Source organism: Ezakiella massiliensis, from assembly GCF_059862345.1.
Genome location: NZ_JCBCEO010000006.1, coordinates 19718 through 38489, shown reverse-complemented (window position 1 = coordinate 38489; position 18772 = coordinate 19718). Strand labels below are relative to the sequence as shown.

The window sequence follows — 18772 nt, the reverse complement described above, 5'->3', positions numbered from 1 at the left end:
TTACAATCTTTATCATATCAAATTTGCCAGACACTGTCTGAAAAATTGACTAAGGTCTTATTATTGCGTACTCTTATCCATTAGCAATGGGAAAAAGCCAAGCTTCTATAAAAAAGAAAGTATAAATGCAAATTGGTCAGTAAGAGAACTTAAAAGGCAAATTAAAACCTCACTTTTTGAAAGAATGCTCTTATCATCTGGAGAAGAAAACAAAGAAAAAGTTCTAGACCTAGCCTTAAAGGGCAATGAAATAAATAAGGCAGTCGACCTTGTAAAAGACCCTTATGTATTTGAATTTTTGGGCTTACCAGAAGAAAAGCCAATGATGGAAAGTGATTTAGAAAAAGCACTAATAGACCGTATTGAAAAATTCTTGCTTGAACTTGGTAAGGGTTTTATGTATGTAGACAATGAATAGAGGGTAAGCCTCGGCAAGACAAATTATTGTGTGGACATGGTATATATAATCAAAGGAGGAAATATTATGAAACCTGGTTTTAGAATTCTTTTTGCTTTATTGATTTTATTTTCATTAACAGGATGTAAAGGAAAAGCAGATGGAGATATTACAATTTACAAAGGTGATTCAAGTAAATTTAGCCAAGAAGAAATAGATTCTGCAATTAAAGTAGTAAAGGATAATTTTTCATTCCCAGGCTCAGAATTAAAAGCAGTTTCCTACGATGAAGCAAAATCTGAAGATGCAATAAAAGATTTTATGAAATATGGAGCAGGCAAGGGCACTGATATAGATCCAAATAATATTATCGTTCTATTTTCAGAATTTGATGTGACTGGTAAAAATCCTGTATTAAGTAAGGGAGAATACAAGAATTACAGCTGGACCTTAGTTCGAAAAGACAAAGATGGGGAATGGAAAATAGAAGATCAAGGTTATTAAAAAATATAAGGAAAAATAAAATATAAATTATAAGGAGAAGTAGAGAAAAAATCTACTTCTTTTTTATTGTAAGAGGATTGGAAGGATGATAATAAATAAGACACCCTACAATTATTTTACAATCTCTAATTATGCATTAAGCATTTCACACCGGCGAAATTATTTCGCTGGTTTTTTATTGGGGAAAAATTTATGAGAAATTAAGATTTAAATCGTAACTAAATATTCAAGAAACGCTTTAATGGCTTGACGCATAATCTGTTTTATGATATACTAATTATAGAAGGAGATGTCATGTTTACATTTAGATTAAAAAATGCAATTTGACGCAAGGAATGTGAAATAGATTTTGCGTTCGTACTATTTCGCTAGAAAATTAAAATCGAATCAACAAAGAGGAGGATAATATGAAAAAAACTACTTTCTTCATATCGTGCATTTTGTGCATTATATTTTTAACACAAAATATAATGGCAAATAATGTTAATGGTTTCATATATGAAGAGAAAATAGGCGTAGAGTTTTTAGGAGTGGGGCCAGGAACGGGAGGAAATTATAAAGAGGTAAGAGTTACAGTGTATAGATCGGCAACAGATACTTATGAAAATAGGTATTATTATAATGATGGATATTATAGTGGCTATATACCAATTTATACTGTAAATAAAATTCCAGATCCAAGGACTAATGTGGATTTGCTTGAAATTGTATACAAGGGAATTGTTTATATAAATAGTTAGGAGGATATTATGAAAAGAGTAATTGCATTACTAGTTGCACTGATACTTTTTGCAAGTCCTATTCTTGCGATTAAATCAGAAGAAGGATTTAACAAAGTTAAAAAACAAGTGCTTGATGAATATATGGAATTAAAAGAGTTTAGAGAAGATTTAGAATTAAATCCAGAATCTGCAATGGAAATGATAGAAATTATTGCCAGGAATAGGTATAATTATTATGATTATGTGGTTTCGGGTTCTAAATATTCAAAAGAATTAAAAGCAGGCAAGAATAGAGTTAAAATGTTTAAGCAAATTAATGACTATTATTGTGGTCCTGCAAGTTTATTAACATCGCTTTATTATTCAAATGATCAAGGCAAAGTCGCCGGAGACAATCCTTCTAGTAAACAAGAAACATTAGGTGAAGAGATGGAAACTAGTAAAATTTCGGGTACAATGGTTTACAGAATGAGAGATACTTTTAATAAGTACACTGACAGCAAATGGACATATATGACAAAACCAACATATAAAGACTTGCACAATTTTATATTAGAAAGCTTATCAAGAGGTCATGCTCCTGTAGTCCATGCTCTTATGGAAAAACTTCCTTATTATAATTATGAAAAATCTGGTGGCCATTATATTACAATCATATATTATAATGACCAAGTTCCCACATCAAGCTTGGGAATAAAGATTATGGATAATAATGGTGAACAGGATGGGAAATATTATGGATATCAATTTATTTCATTTGATACATTGATGGATATATTAAATACTGTCGATTCTAATGGTTACAATAGATATATTATTGGTGCTACTAGAAAATAAAAGATTTCTATAGAAATATCAAAATATAATTATATACTAAGTCGAGGGTTTAATTAACTCTCGACTTTTTAATTTGTTAAAAAATTATTACGACTTACGAAATTGATTGAATATGTAAAAAAATTGTGGTATAATTACGGAATATATTGGAGGGGACATGCAATGTTTAACAAGAGAGTTGAGATGTTAGAGGGGCCTTTGTTGGGTCCTGTTATATTATTTGCTCTGCCGCTTATGCTGACGTCGATTTTGCAATTGATGTTTAATGCGGCGGACATTATTGTAGTTGGCAAGTTTGCCTCTGACCACGCCCTGGCGGCGGTTGGTTCGACGGGGGCTATTATAAATTTGATGCTTAATATTTTTATTGGTATTTCCATTGGGGCATCGGTTGTTATGGGCAGGTATTTGGGGGCTAGAGATTATGAGAACTCACAGGATACCTTGCACACGTCCATTAGCTTGTCGCTGATTTCTGGGATTTTGGTTTTGGTCTTTGGCGTTTTTACGTCAAGGATTTTGCTGGAGTGGATGGACACTCCGCCTGAAGTTTTGGACTTGGCGACCGAGTATTTGCGGATATTTTTCCTTGGCATGCCGGGTTTTATGGTCTTTAACTTTGGTGCGTCGCTTTTGAGGGCGGCAGGAGACACCAAGAGGCCTATGTACTTTTTGACCTTGTCAGGTGTGGTCAATGTTATTTTTAATTTGATTTTTGTTATCGCTTTTAAGATGAGCGTGGCTGGAGTTGCCTGGGCAACTGTTATCAGCCAATACTTGTCTGCGGTTTTAATTATCATGAGCCTGATGAAGGGCGACGACCTCATGAGGCTGGATGTCAAGAAATTAAATTTAAATTGGCACAAGGTTGGGGCCATGTTAAAGATTGGTTTGCCTGCAGGTTTGCAAGGGGCCATGTTTAGTATTTCAAATATCATGATCCAAAGGGCCATCAACTCTTTTGGACCAGTGGTTATGGCGGGCAATACTGCTGCTGGTTCTGTTGAGGGTTTTGTCTACATGGGCATGAATGCGATTTATCAAACGGCTCTGAGTTTTACCAGTCAAAATATGGGAGCCAGAAATTTTGAACGCGTTTCCAAAATTTATAAGACCTGTCTTGCTGTAGTTACAGTTATTGGTCTGGCTATGGGTATTGGCGCTTATGCGGCGGGAACTCCACTTTTAAATCTATACACCAACGATCCAAACGTTGTGGTTTATGGGCTAGAGCGTTTGTCAATTGTGGCTGTTTATTATGCTCTTTGTGGTATTATGGACGTGCAAGTTGGTGTCCTTCGTGGAATGGGCTATTCCATTACGCCGATGATTATTACACTGGTTGCAGTTTGCGGCCTCAGAATCGTATGGCTAATGACGGTCTTTCAAATGTATCACACAAGGCTTATCCTCTATATTTCCTATCCGGTTACCTGGACACTTGCATCGATTGCCCTCTTTATAAATTATATGTACGGGCGAAAGAAAATCCTCCTGCCAGGAATGAGGGGAGAGGAAGTCAATTTAAGAATATAAAATTATCCTGCGTTTGGTGACGCAGGTTTTTTATTGGAAAATTTTTTGCAGATGAAAATATGAGAATTTCTTTTGTAATGAAAGCTAGATTAGAAATGACGATAACTAGGATTTATTTGGATATTAGTCAAGTATATGACTAGAAAAAAGGGTATATGCATTATAAGGAAAGAGAAATAAGTGGAATTCAAATACTTTTATTGATTTTGCTGGGAGACTTTAAGAATTATATATGTAAAAATTTTACGGCACAAGACCTAATAAATTATTTTGAAAGGAGGATTTTATGACTTTAGACAGGATTAGAAAAATAGGGAGATATATATTTTTTGTAAATGTATTTCTATTGCTGGCAGGCGGATATTATGTTTATGGGGAATTAGGCAGGGAGTCGATAGAACCAATTTTAGTGATGGCTACATTCATCTTAGATGAATTCATCTGTAGATTATCCCTCAGAGCATCTATAAAAAGAAATGACTATAGAATTTTTACGGGAGTATCTGGCAGGGAGGATAAGACATTGGTTAGAGGTCGATTAGAAAGGTCTATATTTATAAATTCTGTGGCTTCATTTGTAGGCATAGGAGCTATTTTAATACCGGTAATTATAAAAAAATATTCTACTATTCACTTATTTTTGTCACTAGGATTGTTTATGATATTTTTATTTACAGGCCTAGTTTTAAACAAAAATAAGCAAGGCCTTGTAGAAAAATAAAAAATTTTGAAGTGGATTTAGCACGACAAAATCGACTTTTAATACATAAAATGGAGATGACATACTCCATTTTTTATTGCAATAAATCCTTTAATTTGATAAAATTATCCCAGGTGATAATATGAAAATTGGTTTTTCTAATGAAATATATTTAAAAGAACAGACTAAAAAGATTTTGAACAGGGTCGGCAAGTTTGAGAAGCTTTATCTTGAATTTGGCGGAAAGCTTTTGGGCGACATGCACGCCTCACGCGTTTTGCCTGGCTACGATCCTGATATTAAATTTGCCCTTTTTGAAGAGCTCCGCGATAAGCTGGAGGTAGTAATTGCCATCCGCGCTTACGATATCGAGACCAACAAGATGAACAACAACACAGGCATGACCTACGAGGCCGAGTGCATGAAACTGATCGACACTCTAAATGAAAAGCATATCATGGTCAACTCTGTGGTCATTAATCGTTATTACAAGCACGAAAATGTGGACGGCTTTATCAGAAAATTAAATGCGAGTGGCATCAAGACTTACGAGCACGAAGACACAGCTGGCTTTCCCAACGACATTGACACGATTTTGTCTGACGAGGGCTTTGGCAAGCACTCTTATATAGAAACGACCAGGCCAATCGTAGTTGTAACTGCGCCTGGACCGGGCTCGGGAAAGATGTCAACTTGTCTTTCCCAACTCTATTTGGAAAATATCCGCGGGGTCAGGGCAGGCTATGCCAAATTTGAAACCTTTCCCGTTTGGAATTTGCCGCTCAAGCACGAGGTCAACATGGCCTATGAAGCTGCGACCGCAGATTTAAAAGACGTTATTCAAATCGATCCATACCACTTGGAAGCCTATGGGGAAATCGCTATTAATTACAATCGCGACATAGAAAATTTCCCTATTTTAAAACGCATGCTCGATAGGATTATGGGGGCGGACGCTTACAAGTCGCCAACGGATATGGGAGTTAATTGCATCAAAGACGGCATTATCGACGACGAAGTTTGCAGGCAGGCAGCCAAGCAAGAAATCATAAGGCGGTATTTGAATGCCCAATTTGAATACAAAAAATATATGTTAAATGGAGATGAGCTGGCCAATATCAGACGGCTAATGGACGAGCTTAACCTCAAAGCAGAAGAAAGGGTCTCCACCAAGGCCGCTCGCGAACGCAAGGAGAAGATCTTCAATGAAGATGGCATTGTAAAAAACATAACCGCCCTTGAACTCGAAGACGGCAGAGTCATCACAGGCAAGGAATCCGAACTCATGGACTCAGCTGCAGCCGCACTTTTAAATGCCCTGAAATTCATTTCAGGCCTGCCCGACGAACTCCACATGATTGATCCAGCCATTTTAAATCCAATCCTTGATATGAAAAGAGATATAGAAAAAAATTCCAATACCCAGCTCAATCTGGAAGAGGTTTTAATTTCCTTGGCCACCAGCCAAATGTATAACCCCTCCGCTAAGGTAAGTATTGGAAACTTAAAGAGCCTCTCTGGCCTCAAAGGGCATTCGACGGGGATATTGCCTACGATCGACTATGAACTGTTTAGAAAACTATCTATAGACATAACCTCCGACTATTAAAATTTCGCGTTAAATTTGCGACCTTTGAAGCGGCCCCAATTTATTTGCCTCCTCGATGTGCACCAAGCACACCTGCGTCGGCAAAAAATTCGTCCACTCAAAATCTCATCAAATTTTCCTCGCAAATTATGTAGAAAGACAAAGATGATTTTAAAACGAGATTTCCTCGCAAATTATGTAGAAAAATATATTGACCTTTTGCCTTTGGGATGCTAGTATGAATATGAAATATCCACTAGCAATGCAGGATTTTTGGAATTGATAGATAGAGTGTTTTTATAATGGGAGGCAATATGGATAGGTTGAAGGCAAGGGAAATTTTTGATAAGTATACAAAAAAGCTCAGGATAGTTCCTGAGTGGGATATTAGATTGGAATTTGTGGAGGATGAGGACTGGAAGAAGACGGGGGATTTTAAAATTGATCCAACTGATAAAAAGGCAATTTTAATGTTAAATGCGGCTAGTCCTAAGGACGAAAACATCGAGGAGACGATCGTTCACGAGCTCATGCACATAAAGCTCTATCCACTGGACCAGGTCTGCGAGTCCATGATAATCAATATGTTTGAAGAGGGCTCCAAAGAACAAAACTTCGCCTACCAAACTTTTTATGAGACCCTGGAAGTCACAGTTGAAGAGCTTGCAAAATGCTTCTTGTTGGAGTTTGGCGAAAATAAAGAGTTTTCCTTTGGCAGAATGGAAAAGATAAAATCCTTTAATGAACTCTATGAGGGACTTAGAAAATTGGATTAATAGATCAGCTCGCGTTTTTAAAGGCGGGCTTTTTGTTTGCAAAAAATATTAAATATAGTTTTCTATCTTTACAAATGGACTTCTTTGTAATAAAATGGTAGTATAAAGATTGGAGGCGGATTATGAAGAAGAGGTTTTCTATTTATTTAATGATGTTATTTGCACTTGTCTTGCGATTTAACTTACGTGCAGAAAGTGATATTAATATCAACATCAATGGGCAAAATGTTTATGGGGATGCCAGTCCAATTGTTGTAAACGAGAGGACGCTTGTGCCTGTGAGGTTGGTTTCTGAAAATTTGGGTCTTGTAGTTGATTGGAATCAAGACCTTCAACAGATTACTTTAAGCAATGAAGCCACTGTTATTAAGTTTATTATTGGCAGCAATACTTACAATAAAAACGGATTAGAAGTTCCTATGGACATAGCTCCTGTGGTTTATATGGAAAGAACTTATTTGCCAATCAGGGTTATTGGTGAATGTTTGAATAAAAAAGTTGATTGGGACCAAGCTACAAAAACTGTTTTAATTATGGATGGAGATTATGAGAATACAAATCCTACTTATAATTTAACTTCCGACACTGCCAAGACAGATCCAGCCATGTATAACCCAGACAATGGTGACTTGTTAGCTTATCTAAAGGCGGATGGTAGGATAATCGGCAATAGGAATTCTATGATCTACCATGTGCCGGGCGGCGTTTCTTATAACAAGGTTTCTTTAAGAAATGCAGTATTTTTCAATACAGAAGAAGAAGCGATTAATGCTGGATATAGGAAGGCAAAAAATTAATTATTAATATTTTAAATACAGATGAGCATTACCCCTTTAAATACTGATAAGTAAGCAAGGGGTTTTTATATAAATAAAATTAAAAAAATCTTCATAGTGCCTTAAATTTGTAGAAAAAAAGACCCTAGTAAATAACTAGGACCTTTATATATTTAAATAAATCTATACGAGCTTTAATTTTCATTTCTTAAATTGCCTATAAATTGACCAATTATTGAAAGAATGCCGTATACTAATGTATAAATGGCTACGCTTTCGTTGTAAAAGATAAATATGCTTGGGATAAATGCCAGCATAATAAAGATTGAAAATAGCCAATTAAAGGAATTTTTTCTTCCATAAACATATGAAACGAGGAAAGAAATTATTGGAATTCCAATTAACAAAATCAACATGCCGCTTGCGGTATCTTTAATAAGGAGTGGCAGGATATAAAATGCAAAAATTATTATAAGCCAATAGGCCAGCATTTTTTTGGTTTTTTCCATATTAACATCTCCATCCTTTTACATAATTTTTTACAAATGATACTAAAAAAATATGGCCGGGATTAACCACGGCCTCTACAACGCTACGCGTTATTTTTTTTAGTTTTAAATTCTATTTACATTTTACATAATTTGTTAGGTTAATATTTACCATTATACATGAATTCAGGAGGATAATTAGATGAAAAAAACGTGAGTCACAGAATTTTTGCGAATGATACTTTTTAGTGAACGGATATATTTGTAGCCATGTAGCGTCCACTTTATTGTGGACATTCGGCGAATGGGATTGCCCCTTGTGGGCATGAGCATTCGTCGTATATTTTTTCGCGAGAATATCGCCGTTTTAACCACAAATTTTAGTCGAGGAATTCGACGTGTCCGTCCTTCATAGAGGCAATCTTTGCCAAACTCGTCACCTCATAGCCCATCTTGCGGATTTCATCTCCGCCTCCTTGGAAGGCTTTTTCGATTACTATTGCTATGCCTTTGATTTCGCCGCCGGCTTTATTTACCATGTTAATGAGGGCCTTGAGGGCGTTACCCTTGGCCAAAAAGTCGTCTATGATTAAGATTTTATCGTCGGGCGTGAGCATTTTCTTGGCCACGACTATATTTTTATCTTGTTTTTCTGTGTAGGAATTTACTTTTTCAATGTAGACCTCTTCTGGTAGGTTTACATGGGTGTTTTTCTTGGCAAAGATTACGGGCACGTGCAGGTATTGGGCTGCAATTGTCGCAATTGCGATTCCTGATGATTCAATGGTTAGGATTTTATTGATGCCCTTGTTTTTAAACATGTGATTTAGTTCCAGGCCGATTTCATTTATAAATTCTATGTCCAGCCTGTGGTTTAAAAAATTATCGACACGCAAGATGTTTCCGTCTTCTACTATGCCTTCTTTTAATATTTTTTCTTTTAACAATTCCATTTTCTCACCACCTTTCTTGTATTTTACAATAGCTCCCTATAAATTGCAAGTTGTTTGCTACTATTTTTTCTTCTTTTTATATTTTCTTTTTTATTGGCCTGGCCGGGGCTTTTTTATTGAATATTGGGGGCGCTTGTGATAAAATAAATGTGGAGGATTAGAAGAGATATGAATCTTTTTAAGATAGATAATTTTAATACGACTAGGCATGACTGGGGGGTGGCAGATGATTTTTTTGTCTACCCTGTTGGCGGGTCCTCGGAGAAAGAGGATTTTAAGATTAGGCTTGTCCGCTTTGACATTAGGGAAGAGGGTCAGGCTTTTGAAAAGTTTCCTGGTATGAAGAGTTTTTTGGTGCCTATTGACAAGAATCTACCCATTAATTATAAGGGGTCAAAGATGCTTATCAAGGCCAAGACGACTTTTAGGTTTATGGCTGATGAAGACATCGTGGCAATGGACGCTGGCAGGGTTTTTTCTATGCTAGCATCCGAAGATTTCCAGGCCAAGATGGAGGTTTTGAAATTTTTTGATAAGCTTATTGTGGAGGATGACTTTGTAGGAAACAAGATTTTGTTTGTTTACTCCTTGGCTGATGATTTACAATTAAAATGTCAGGGTAAGGAAGTGGGCCTTAAAAAGGATGATCTTCTTATTATGATTCCAGATGGCAAGTATGACTTTGAAATTAGCCCAAGGCTGGCAAGTGCTTCTGACGATGACGACGAAGATGAGACAAGACCAGAGAGCGCCATTATTTTTGGTAAGGTGGCCTTATGAAGTTAGGTAGGCTGATATTTTTTGCCCTGGCCATGTTTATTTTGATAACTTGCGTCTTCTTGTATATCAACAGCGATTATGTTGTATCCATGTACGAGATGAGGAAAAATCGCGAGGCCGAGGAAAGTCGGGCCAAGTACATCGAATCTCCCCGCAAGGATTACTGCTATGTGGTGGATGGGAAGATTTTTATCTTGGACGGCAACCACATGTCAGCCATGGATTTTGACGGCAATATTTTGTATGAACGGGTTTTAACCGCTGATGATGCTAAGATGATGGGGGCAGGCGGCTATATATTTTTTGTAGACGACGAGTCCAAGACTATGGATATTATCGATAGCGAAAATCATTTGATTATGGAATCTGAACCCATAAATAATATCAATGGCCTAAGAGAAATTGGCGACAAAATAGTTTTGTATTCAGATGATGGGCTCAATTTTGAAACCAGGGTATTTGATGACAATTTGGATCCTTATTTGAGCTTTTTGTCCAAGGACGCGTCCATTGATTTGGTCCCGACCAAGGACGGCTTCAAGGTTTTGAGTTTAAGGCGGACTGAAAACGGTTTGAGCTCACTTTTTTCCAAGGTCAATACAAAAAAAGAAATCACTAGTCTTTTTGAACTGTCTGGCTACGTGCCCCTCAGGCTTTTTGAATCCTCGGGCGGCGACATCTTGGTCACTGACAAGGAGGTTATCCTTATCAAAAATGGCGAGGTTGACGCTAGGCGGACTTACGAAGACTTCTATGGCATGGAAAAGATAAATAAAAATTATATTTTAATCGCAGATGGGGAGACTATTATTATGGATGATAGTCTAAACGCCATTAAAAAGGTCCCATCATCTGGCTTGGACCACATTTACAAGCTCGACAAGGAGCTTGTGATCTACGGTGGCCGCGAGTTTAAAGTGGTGGGCGACGATGGTCTAATCAGCTCTGTTGAAACGGAGCGGGATATAGAAAGAATTCATTACGACGGCAGGATTGTTGTCGAATTTAGAAATGGATTTTTAATTTATTAGGAGGTAAAGGATGATTGATGCAAGAGGACTCTTATGTCCACAACCAGTAATTTTAACAAAAAAAGAATTGGACAAGGCAGAAGTAGAGGAAATTGAAACACTAGTAGACAACGAAGTTGCAGTTAACAACCTCAAAAAACTAGCTGAAAGCTTGGGAGCAAGTGCAGAAGTTGAAACCATAGAAGATTATTTTTCTGTAAAGATCAAAAAAGGAGCTGGATTTGTAGCAGCCAAGAACGAAGATTTGGTAATTGCTTTTTCCCAAGACCACATGGGCGATAATGAAGAGCTAGGCCACATTTTAATCAAGTCCTTCATCTACACACTGACTGAAGCAGTCCACAAGCCAAAGGAAATTTTGCTCTTTAACTCAGCAGTTAAGCTTGTAACTTCAAACTCAGAAGTTTTGGCCGACCTCAAGAAATTAGCTGAAGAAGGCGTAAATATTAACGCTTGCGGCCTATGTCTTGACTTCTTCCACCTAAAAGAAGATGTTCAAGTAGGCGGCATTACAAATATGTACGATATATACGAAAAAATGGCACAGGCAGGACACCTAATTAGAATATGATAGATAAAATAAAATCTATTTTTATGCATGAGGCTGGCGGCTTGAATGTCTGGGGTAAGATAGTGGTTGCGCTTGTAACCTTTATCTTAGCCGAGATACTTGTAAAGCTTGCCGGCTTTATTGCAAATAAGATAGGAAAAAAATCTACGGACAGGCTTCACGGCAAGGATGCCAAGAGGGTCAAGTCTTTGGCCTCTTTGATCAGGAGCGTTTTTAAGATTGTTATCCTCTTGACCTGGCTCCTGTCAACTTTGAAGATGTTCGGTATTAACACATCTGCCATTATTACTACCGCCGGTATCGGTGGACTTGCAATCAGCTTTGGTGCCAGAAGCTTGGTTGAAGATGTTATTAGTGGTGTGTTTTTGATATTTGAAGATTCTTTGGCCATAGGCGACTATGTTACTGTGGCTGGCAAGGACGGGGAAGTTACGGATATTGCTTTAAGGACGACGACTATTCGCGATTTTAACGGTGAGCTCCACGTGATTCCAAACGGAGAGATCCGCGTGGTTACAAACCGCAATCGCAATATTCAAAGGGCCTTGGTAAAATTTCCTATTGCCTATGATTCCAGTGTGGACCAGGCCATAGAAATTTTAAAAGACGTCCTGCCAAAGGCTGTCGACTCTGACCATGCAGTTATTGAACCTGTGGCGATTTTAGAAGCGACGGATATTTTACCAGAGGGCGTGATTATAACTGCTCTTTGCAAGACAATTCCCGGCGACCAGTGGAGGATCGAACGCCTTATGCGTCTGACTGGTTACGATGCCCTGACCCAGGCGGGAATTGGCGTTGTTCACAATAATTTAGATATAAGGATTGAGAAGTAATGTTAAAATATTATGTGGGCGATTTAGTTACCATGAAAAAACCCCACGCCTGCGGCAAAAACGAATGGGAAATCCTAAAGACCGGTGTGGATATAAAACTCAGGTGCACCAATTGTCAGCGGGAACTCTTTATGACCCGCTTTGACTTTGTGGGCTCTGTTCGAAAGGTTTTGCACGATGGTAAGTGGGTGTCTCTGCGTACATCAAAGGAGATTGAAAGATGAAGAAGCTTTGCATAATCGGCGGCATGGGACCCCTGGCATCATGCGAATTCAACAGGCGGATAATCTTGTCCTCGCCAGCCAAGACTGACCAGGACCATATTGAAACGCTTTTGATTTCCGATAATCTCATGCCGGATAGGACCCAGGCAATTTTAACTGGTGATGACAAGGACCTCTTGGCCAGATTTAAAAGTCACTTTGAACTGGGGGAAGCCTGGGGAGCAGATGTTTTTGCAATTCCATGCAATACCAGCCATTATTTTATGGATGACTTTAAAAAGATGACCGACAAAAAAATATTAAATATGGTCGACTTGGCGGTCCACGATGCAGGCGATAATATTTGCGTGCTTGCAACACGGGGGACCTACAAGACTGGGATTTATAGGAAAGCCATTGCAGAAGCAGAGAAAAATTTAATCGAGCTCACGGAAGCGGAAAAAGATTTGTCTATGGAGACAATTTACAGGATAAAGGCGGGGGAAGAGGCTAGACTAGAAAACTTTCCTGACTTTAAGGCTATGATCCAAGAAAAATTAAATGCAGGTGCCAAGATTTTGTTGGCCTGCACTGAGCTTAGCCTGATTAAATTTGATGACCCGCGGATAATTGACGCCATGGATTCCCTGGTAAGGGCGGTTATTGATGAAGTTTATTGAATTATTTGTAAGTTTTTTTAAAATTGGGATCTCGACCTTTGGCGGCGGCTACGCCATGATTCCCGTCCTTACCCGAGAGGTTGCCGAAAATAAAAAGTGGGCAAGTGAAGATGAACTCTTGGAATACTATGCCATTGGCCAGGCAACTCCTGGCATTATCGCCATTAACACCACGACCTTTGTGGGCTACAAGGTCGGTGGAGTCTTGGGGGCCATCATAGCCACTTTGGGTTTTGTAGCCCCAAGCCTTATTATAATTTTTTGTATTTTTAATTTTATAGAACTAATAGGAGAGAAATTTCATTACGCCGGCCTCATGGTGCAGACGGTTGCCGTTGGTTTAATTTTGCAGACCATCTACGGCATGGCCAAAAAGCAATTGTCTTCCATCAAGGCCGTGATTTTAATGGCGGTTTCAATGGGACTGGCCCTGGCCGGAGTCAGCCTGCCCCTAATTGTAATTGGGGCTGCTATAATCGCTGCACTCGAGGTGAAGTTCTTTGGATAATTTTTTAATTTTAATAATAGAATTTTTTAAGGCAGGACTCTTTGCGGTTGGCGGAGGCCTGGCCACCATTCCATTTTTAGTGGAAATTGGAAACAAATACGGATTTTTTACCTACCAAGAACTTTTAACCATGATAGGCGTGAGCGAATCGACGCCAGGAGCTATTGGCATTAACATGGCCACCTATGTGGGCATCAAAGTCGAGGGCTTTTGGGGAGGAGTGGTCGCGACTTTATCCTTGGTTGCTCCATCGCTTATAATTATTATTTTAATAGCAAGGGTTATAAATAAATATCGTGATTCCATTTATGTTGAATCCATTATGACTTATCTAAAGCCCATGAGTTTGGGTTTTATACTGGCGGCTGTGGCTCCGATTTTAATCGGACTTTTCAAAAACCAGGCTATTAGTAATTACTTACTTGTGGGGATTTTTATTTTAGTTTTTTTTATCAGAGAAAAATTGCCCAAAATCCATCCGGCCTTTATTATTTTAACAGGCTTTGTGGCTGGAATTTTGATGGATATATTGTAAGCAAAGGGGTGAAATATGAATATATTTAGAAAAAATTTCAAAGAAGTAATAAGGGCCGTGGTTCCAATTGTGATAATGGTACTTATTGCTGCACTTTTTATAGTGGACACCCAGGCTCAAATGATCAGGAGCTTTGTCTTGGCCTCCATGGTTTTGATAGCCGGGCTTACTTTATTTTTGACGGGCGTTAGCCTGGGCGTAGAGAGGATTGCCGTTCACCTTGGAAGCATGGCCGAGTATATAACAAAAGCAACTTTAACATTTTTGTTTGGATTTTTGCTGGGCTTTGTAGTTACAATTGCAGAACCAAATCTCATGGTCTTTTCGCAAAATGTCGAATCAATCGTGGGTTTTAATGCCTATTTGCTTTTGATTTTAATTTCCGTTGGCGTTGGCCTTATGATTGGCTTTGGCTTTATCAGAATTTTGAAGGGCCTATCCATCAAAAAAATCTTGGCCTGCGTTTACCTGGTCATGTTTATATTTTTCTTTACGCAAAACGAAACCATGAGAAACTTGTCATTCGACTCAAGTGGGGCCAGCACGGGGGCACTAACCACTCCCTTTTTCCTCTCGCTGGCATATGGACTCTCCAGATTAAAGGGTACAGATAAGGGAGAAAAATACAGCTTCGGCCTGGTAGGCATGGCCTCGACCGGACCGATCGCAGCAGTTTTGATCTTGGGATTAATCCTGCCGGTTGGCCAAGGGACAGAGGCAGCAGCTGAGGCCCTTACTGGCGGTGGAGTTTTTATGGCCGCTTTAAAAGAGGCGACTCTGGCGACCCTGCCCATTACCATAATATTTTTAATTTTTAATGCCTGGAAGATGAAGGTAAACAAAAACGAGTTTTCTAGGATTATGAAGGGCTTGCTCTATGCTTACATCGGCCTGATTTTATTTTTAATAGGCGTAAACATGGGCTTTTCGGACATGGCCTTTTTCCTCGGAACAGCATTATATGTAAAGAGCCCGGCACTTTTTATAATCTTTTCACTTTTGACAGGACTTATGATAGTCCTGGCGGAACCTGCAGTCCAATCCTTGGTTGGGCAAATCATAGATGTAACAGGTGGTTCTGTAAACGGGAAATATGTATTAACAGCTCTGTCAATCGGAGTTGGCTCAGCCGTTATGCTCTCGGCCATGCGGATCCACTTTGGAGGCTTTCAATTGTGGATGTATTTGGCTCCGGGATTTTTAATAGCCATAATGCTCTTTAGAAAGGTTGACGACCTTTTTGTAGGTATAAGTTTTGATGCGGGAGGGGTTGCGTCTGGGCCAATGACAACGGCCTTTGCCCTATCAATGATGCAGGGGGCAGCAACTGTTGCGCCCAATGCAGATCCGCTGGTAGATGGTTTTGGTGTAATCGCATCTGTTGCGATGGCACCTGTGGTAAGCTTGATGCTACTTGGATTAATATATGCTAAAAAGAGGTAAGTATGTTTTTAAATCAAATTATAATTAGAGAAGACCAGTCGAGAAAATTTGTTAGAAAAATGAGATTGGCTGGCATAAAACATTATTCAGTTGTACGGGCTAGCGGAACGGCCAATAGCGAGATCTTAAAGAGCCTGGGCCTGGAAGAAAAAACCATGGAGATGATATGGGTTTTTGGCAACCGCGACGAGACGGAAACAATAAAAAACCTGGCCAGAGAAAAATTTCATTTCGAAAACGGCGGCCTGGGAGTTTGTTTTGCAACCGATAGTAAATTTCAAAGGGGGGACAAGATGGAAGCAACAGCAATTTATGTAATAGTCGATAGGGGACTTGCAGATGATGTTATAGAAGTAGCTGCAAAGACAGGAGGCAGTGGAGCTACAGTCCTCCACGGCAGGGGTAGCGGTATAGAAAAAAGAGTGGCTATCTTTGATATGGTCATCGAACCTGAAAAAGATATTATAGTTTTGGTCACCAGACCAGAGAAAAAAGACGGCATAGTCGACGCCATAAACACTGCCTTTGATTTGGAAAAAACTTCCAAGGGCGTAATCTTTACCATGCCGGTAACCGATGCAGTTGGCTTTAATTTCAATAGATGATTTTAATTTACCTGGTGGTGGCCTTTGTAAGCTTAGGAATAATTTATTCTTTGAGACTCAAGGAAAATCACTTACAAATTACAGCAGGCAAAAATTCTAGGCCTTACAAATTTGCCCAGGTCTCTGACTTGCACGGAAAGCTAGGTCGGAAAAATTTGGACAAACTAATAGAAAAAGTCGCAGATGTGGACGCCATATTTTTAACTGGCGATATCTTTGACGACAAGGGCGACAATAAAACCGCCTGGGAATTTTTAGAACGGACAAGGTCCGTTAAAAAATATTATGTGACCGGTAACCACGAGCACAGGCGGGCCGATTGCAAAGAAATAATGGAGGCTCTGCCTTCTTATAATGTAATTTTGCTGGACGATAATTCGCCGCAAGTGATCGATTCATTTGCAATATACGGGGTCGACGATATAGACAAGAACAAAGACAATTTTTTTGAAAAGCTGGAGGCCTATCATAAAAATTTGGACGAGAATTCATACAATATTCTCCTGGCCCACCGGCCTGAGTACGCAGATTATTATCAGGGCTTTGACTTGATCTTGTCTGGCCACAATCACGGCGGCCACTTTCGCCTGCCATTTATCGGCGGTCTTGTTGGACCGGGTGGAGAAATCTGGCTGGGCAAAAAAGTTTATCAAAAAGGCTTGTATGAATTAAATGAAAAACAAAAAATCTATGTAAATGTGGGATCTACTGATAAAATTTATGGATTTGTGCCCAGGTTTTACAATCCAAAAGAATTTTTAATTATAGATGTGGAGGAAAAAAATTGAAGAAAAAAATATTGATTACATTATTAATAATGAGCATGCTAGCCACAAGCGTCTTGGCTTATTCAGATGTCAAAGACGACTGGGCTAAGCCATATATAGATTGGGCCAGCGACCGCGGACTTTTTACTGGCTACAAGGACGGGACCTTTAGACCTGAGGGCCATATTACAAATGCAGAATTTGTGGCTGTAATGGGCAGGCTCATGGATGAAGAAGTGGAAGCCCAATTAAATTTTACAGACGTGCCGGTCGATGCCTGGTACGGATCGGCCTTGAAAAAACTTGTCGGTGCAGGCCTCATTGAAAATTCTGGGGTCTTTGAGCCAAATGAAAAAATCATCAGGGCAGAGGCCTTTAGGATTTTGGCTGGCATTTACAAGCGGACTTCCGATGAAAAAACCGAATACCATTTTAAGGACGCAGTGGTTGTGCACAACCAAGCTGGCATAGCCGCCCTCATCCACGACGGGATCATCAAGGGGGATGGAGAAAATAATTTGAGGCCCCTGGACCCAATTAGTCGGGAGGAAATGTGCGCTTTACTTAAAAAATGTTTCGACAAATACGGTTATTAATTTGGGAATTAAAGTTTAAGTTGTGGGGGACCACAACTTTTTTATTAGCTGTATAATATTTGCTGGTTTTACTCCCCAACATTTGACATAGAGCCTTTTTATTTACCTTGCAAACACTTGTTGAAAAAAGACCACGGATTAATATGAATTCATACCAATACCCATGTTGTTAAAACAACATGGATATTAGCTGTTGAGGCAGTAGAGCGTATTTATTTATTTTGTAAAGATTTTAACTTGTAAAAATTTTTATTGTAAAAGACTTACAAACTTTGTATAGCCTCAAAGCAATAGTTGCTTGACTAACACTTGTTGAAAAAAGACTGCAGATATTTATTTATGTTGCAAAAACTTGTTGAAAAAAGACCACGGATTAATATGAATTCATACCAATATCCATGTTGTTAAAACAACATGGATAGTAGCTGTTAAAACAGCACACTATATTTATTTAACTTGTAAAAATTTTTATTGTAAAATACTCACAAACTTTGTGTAGCCTTAAAGCAATAGTTGCTTGACTAACACTTGTTGAAAAAATACCGCAGACATTTATTAATCTTGTAAAAAAACTTGTTGAGACAAAATCACAGATTGGTGTGACTAAATAATATCCATGTTGTTAAAACAACATGGGTAATAGTTGTTGAGACAGCCTATCATATTTATTTATCTTGCAAAATAAATATCTAAAAAATAACAGATTAATATGAATTCAAATCAATAACTATGTTGTAAAAACAACATGGATATTAGTTGTTAATATAGTATAGAATAGTTATTATCAAAAGATTATAAAAAGAAAAACACACTTAACAAATCTCGACTGAAAGGCGACTTAGATTTTTTCTTAAATAAAAATAAAAATAAGTTTGCCCTGGTTAATTACTTGTCTGAGTGGGTAGAATATTGAAGAAGAAGAAATAGAGAGGAGGTTAAT

At 38.5% G+C, this 18772-nt stretch carries 22 protein-coding genes and 1 pseudogene; 21 read left to right on the top strand and 2 right to left on the bottom strand.

Annotation, left to right across the window (positions count from 1 at the left end; translation table 11 throughout):
* Window positions 1–9: 9 nt before the first annotated feature.
* The 9 genes and pseudogenes from AC6FXG_RS07780 to AC6FXG_RS07740 form a co-directional block, all read left to right on the top strand.
* Window positions 10–415 (top strand): annotated as a pseudogene (locus AC6FXG_RS07780) (PDDEXK nuclease domain-containing protein); the annotation flags it as partial.
* A gap of 69 nt (window positions 416–484) precedes the next feature.
* Window positions 485–901 carry a DUF4829 domain-containing protein gene (locus AC6FXG_RS07775; RefSeq protein ID WP_500572242.1) on the top strand — a complete coding sequence of 139 codons (417 nt, stop codon included), beginning with the start codon at window positions 485–487 and terminating at the stop codon, window positions 899–901.
* A gap of 407 nt (window positions 902–1308) precedes the next feature.
* Window positions 1309–1641 (top strand): hypothetical protein, encoded by a 333-nt coding sequence (locus tag AC6FXG_RS07770; RefSeq protein WP_500572241.1) that lies wholly within the window; start codon window positions 1309–1311, stop codon window positions 1639–1641.
* Between the two features lie 9 nt (window positions 1642–1650).
* Window positions 1651–2460, top strand: a complete 810-nt coding sequence (locus tag AC6FXG_RS07765) for a C39 family peptidase (protein WP_500572240.1) — start codon at window positions 1651–1653, stop codon at window positions 2458–2460.
* A 162-nt stretch (window positions 2461–2622) separates the two neighbouring features.
* Window positions 2623–3996: an MATE family efflux transporter gene (locus tag AC6FXG_RS07760; protein ID WP_500572239.1), complete on the top strand. Its 1374-nt coding sequence runs from the start codon at window positions 2623–2625 to the stop codon at window positions 3994–3996.
* A 286-nt stretch (window positions 3997–4282) separates the two neighbouring features.
* A complete protein-coding gene (locus tag AC6FXG_RS07755) occupies window positions 4283–4717 on the top strand; it encodes a hypothetical protein (protein WP_500572238.1) in 435 nt (144 codons plus the stop codon).
* 121 nt (window positions 4718–4838) lie between these two features.
* The gene (locus AC6FXG_RS07750; RefSeq protein ID WP_500572237.1) at window positions 4839–6305 is read left to right on the top strand and encodes a DUF1846 domain-containing protein; all 1467 of its coding nucleotides are present in this window, start codon (window positions 4839–4841) and stop codon (window positions 6303–6305) included.
* 293 nt (window positions 6306–6598) lie between these two features.
* Window positions 6599–7060: a hypothetical protein gene (locus tag AC6FXG_RS07745; RefSeq protein ID WP_500572236.1), complete on the top strand. Its 462-nt coding sequence runs from the start codon at window positions 6599–6601 to the stop codon at window positions 7058–7060.
* 122 nt (window positions 7061–7182) lie between these two features.
* Window positions 7183–7857 carry a copper amine oxidase N-terminal domain-containing protein gene (locus AC6FXG_RS07740; RefSeq protein WP_500572235.1) on the top strand — a complete coding sequence of 225 codons (675 nt, stop codon included), beginning with the start codon at window positions 7183–7185 and terminating at the stop codon, window positions 7855–7857.
* 173 nt (window positions 7858–8030) lie between these two features.
* Here AC6FXG_RS07740 and AC6FXG_RS07735 read toward each other — a convergent pair whose 3' ends face one another.
* Window positions 8031–8345: a hypothetical protein gene (locus AC6FXG_RS07735; protein ID WP_500572234.1), complete on the bottom strand. Its 315-nt coding sequence runs from the start codon at window positions 8343–8345 to the stop codon at window positions 8031–8033.
* 359 nt (window positions 8346–8704) lie between these two features.
* A complete protein-coding gene (locus AC6FXG_RS07730; protein WP_500572233.1) occupies window positions 8705–9277 on the bottom strand; it encodes a xanthine phosphoribosyltransferase in 573 nt (190 codons plus the stop codon).
* A 168-nt stretch (window positions 9278–9445) separates the two neighbouring features.
* Between AC6FXG_RS07730 and AC6FXG_RS07725 the strand changes: the two genes are divergently transcribed.
* Genes AC6FXG_RS07725 through AC6FXG_RS07670 form a run of 12 tightly spaced genes read left to right on the top strand, consistent with a single transcriptional unit; the run spans window position 9446 to window position 17832 of the window.
* A complete protein-coding gene (locus AC6FXG_RS07725; RefSeq protein WP_500572232.1) occupies window positions 9446–10057 on the top strand; it encodes a HutD family protein in 612 nt (203 codons plus the stop codon).
* Window positions 10054–11088: a hypothetical protein gene (locus tag AC6FXG_RS07720; protein WP_500572231.1), complete on the top strand. Its 1035-nt coding sequence runs from the start codon at window positions 10054–10056 to the stop codon at window positions 11086–11088. Before AC6FXG_RS07725 ends, AC6FXG_RS07720 begins: the two co-directional genes overlap by 4 nt.
* A 10-nt stretch (window positions 11089–11098) precedes the next feature.
* Window positions 11099–11659: a sulfurtransferase-like selenium metabolism protein YedF gene (gene yedF / locus AC6FXG_RS07715; protein ID WP_500572230.1), complete on the top strand. Its 561-nt coding sequence runs from the start codon at window positions 11099–11101 to the stop codon at window positions 11657–11659.
* A complete protein-coding gene (locus tag AC6FXG_RS07710; protein ID WP_500572229.1) occupies window positions 11656–12495 on the top strand; it encodes a mechanosensitive ion channel family protein in 840 nt (279 codons plus the stop codon). The genes yedF and AC6FXG_RS07710 overlap by 4 nt, the downstream gene beginning before the upstream one ends.
* Window positions 12495–12719, top strand: coding sequence for a DUF951 domain-containing protein (locus AC6FXG_RS07705; protein WP_075574514.1), 225 nt, complete (start codon window positions 12495–12497; stop codon window positions 12717–12719). The genes AC6FXG_RS07710 and AC6FXG_RS07705 overlap by 1 nt, the downstream gene beginning before the upstream one ends.
* Window positions 12716–13378: an aspartate/glutamate racemase family protein gene (locus AC6FXG_RS07700; RefSeq protein WP_500572228.1), complete on the top strand. Its 663-nt coding sequence runs from the start codon at window positions 12716–12718 to the stop codon at window positions 13376–13378. The genes AC6FXG_RS07705 and AC6FXG_RS07700 overlap by 4 nt, the downstream gene beginning before the upstream one ends.
* Window positions 13365–13886, top strand: a complete 522-nt coding sequence (locus tag AC6FXG_RS07695; RefSeq protein ID WP_500572227.1) for a chromate transporter — start codon at window positions 13365–13367, stop codon at window positions 13884–13886. The genes AC6FXG_RS07700 and AC6FXG_RS07695 overlap by 14 nt, the downstream gene beginning before the upstream one ends.
* Window positions 13879–14421 carry a chromate transporter gene (locus AC6FXG_RS07690; RefSeq protein WP_099951239.1) on the top strand — a complete coding sequence of 181 codons (543 nt, stop codon included), beginning with the start codon at window positions 13879–13881 and terminating at the stop codon, window positions 14419–14421. The genes AC6FXG_RS07695 and AC6FXG_RS07690 overlap by 8 nt, the downstream gene beginning before the upstream one ends.
* A 15-nt stretch (window positions 14422–14436) precedes the next feature.
* Window positions 14437–15864: a DUF1538 domain-containing protein gene (locus AC6FXG_RS07685; protein ID WP_500572226.1), complete on the top strand. Its 1428-nt coding sequence runs from the start codon at window positions 14437–14439 to the stop codon at window positions 15862–15864.
* A gap of 2 nt (window positions 15865–15866) precedes the next feature.
* Complete coding sequence (locus tag AC6FXG_RS07680; protein ID WP_500572225.1) at window positions 15867–16469, top strand: P-II family nitrogen regulator; 603 nt, start codon at window positions 15867–15869, stop codon at window positions 16467–16469.
* Window positions 16466–17257: a metallophosphoesterase gene (locus tag AC6FXG_RS07675; RefSeq protein ID WP_500572224.1), complete on the top strand. Its 792-nt coding sequence runs from the start codon at window positions 16466–16468 to the stop codon at window positions 17255–17257. The genes AC6FXG_RS07680 and AC6FXG_RS07675 overlap by 4 nt, the downstream gene beginning before the upstream one ends.
* Window positions 17254–17832 carry an S-layer homology domain-containing protein gene (locus AC6FXG_RS07670; protein WP_500572223.1) on the top strand — a complete coding sequence of 193 codons (579 nt, stop codon included), beginning with the start codon at window positions 17254–17256 and terminating at the stop codon, window positions 17830–17832. The genes AC6FXG_RS07675 and AC6FXG_RS07670 overlap by 4 nt, the downstream gene beginning before the upstream one ends.
* The last annotated feature ends 940 nt before the right edge of the window (window positions 17833–18772 follow it).

Excerpts from the sequence above, each read along its gene's own strand:
- yedF (WP_500572230.1), top strand. The coding sequence starts at position 11,099 with ATGATTGATGCAAGAGGACTCTTATGTCCACAACCAGTAATTTTAACA.
- AC6FXG_RS07745 (WP_500572236.1), top strand. The coding sequence starts at position 6,599 with ATGGATAGGTTGAAGGCAAGGGAAATTTTTGATAAGTATACAAAAAAG.
- AC6FXG_RS07675 (WP_500572224.1), top strand. The coding sequence starts at position 16,466 with ATGATTTTAATTTACCTGGTGGTGGCCTTTGTAAGCTTAGGAATAATT.
- AC6FXG_RS07710 (WP_500572229.1), top strand. The coding sequence starts at position 11,656 with ATGATAGATAAAATAAAATCTATTTTTATGCATGAGGCTGGCGGCTTG.
- AC6FXG_RS07770 (WP_500572241.1), top strand. The coding sequence starts at position 1,309 with ATGAAAAAAACTACTTTCTTCATATCGTGCATTTTGTGCATTATATTT.
- AC6FXG_RS07730 (WP_500572233.1), bottom strand. The coding sequence starts at position 9,277 with ATGGAATTGTTAAAAGAAAAAATATTAAAAGAAGGCATAGTAGAAGAC.
- AC6FXG_RS07750 (WP_500572237.1), top strand. The coding sequence starts at position 4,839 with ATGAAAATTGGTTTTTCTAATGAAATATATTTAAAAGAACAGACTAAA.
- AC6FXG_RS07700 (WP_500572228.1), top strand. The coding sequence starts at position 12,716 with ATGAAGAAGCTTTGCATAATCGGCGGCATGGGACCCCTGGCATCATGC.
- AC6FXG_RS07685 (WP_500572226.1), top strand. The coding sequence starts at position 14,437 with ATGAATATATTTAGAAAAAATTTCAAAGAAGTAATAAGGGCCGTGGTT.
- AC6FXG_RS07765 (WP_500572240.1), top strand. The coding sequence starts at position 1,651 with ATGAAAAGAGTAATTGCATTACTAGTTGCACTGATACTTTTTGCAAGT.
- AC6FXG_RS07705 (WP_075574514.1), top strand. The coding sequence starts at position 12,495 with ATGTTAAAATATTATGTGGGCGATTTAGTTACCATGAAAAAACCCCAC.
- AC6FXG_RS07755 (WP_500572238.1), top strand. The coding sequence starts at position 4,283 with ATGACTTTAGACAGGATTAGAAAAATAGGGAGATATATATTTTTTGTA.
- AC6FXG_RS07735 (WP_500572234.1), bottom strand. The coding sequence starts at position 8,345 with ATGGAAAAAACCAAAAAAATGCTGGCCTATTGGCTTATAATAATTTTT.
- AC6FXG_RS07680 (WP_500572225.1), top strand. The coding sequence starts at position 15,867 with ATGTTTTTAAATCAAATTATAATTAGAGAAGACCAGTCGAGAAAATTT.
- AC6FXG_RS07740 (WP_500572235.1), top strand. The coding sequence starts at position 7,183 with ATGAAGAAGAGGTTTTCTATTTATTTAATGATGTTATTTGCACTTGTC.
- AC6FXG_RS07775 (WP_500572242.1), top strand. The coding sequence starts at position 485 with ATGAAACCTGGTTTTAGAATTCTTTTTGCTTTATTGATTTTATTTTCA.
- AC6FXG_RS07725 (WP_500572232.1), top strand. The coding sequence starts at position 9,446 with ATGAATCTTTTTAAGATAGATAATTTTAATACGACTAGGCATGACTGG.
- AC6FXG_RS07760 (WP_500572239.1), top strand. The coding sequence starts at position 2,623 with ATGTTTAACAAGAGAGTTGAGATGTTAGAGGGGCCTTTGTTGGGTCCT.
- AC6FXG_RS07695 (WP_500572227.1), top strand. The coding sequence starts at position 13,365 with ATGAAGTTTATTGAATTATTTGTAAGTTTTTTTAAAATTGGGATCTCG.
- AC6FXG_RS07720 (WP_500572231.1), top strand. The coding sequence starts at position 10,054 with ATGAAGTTAGGTAGGCTGATATTTTTTGCCCTGGCCATGTTTATTTTG.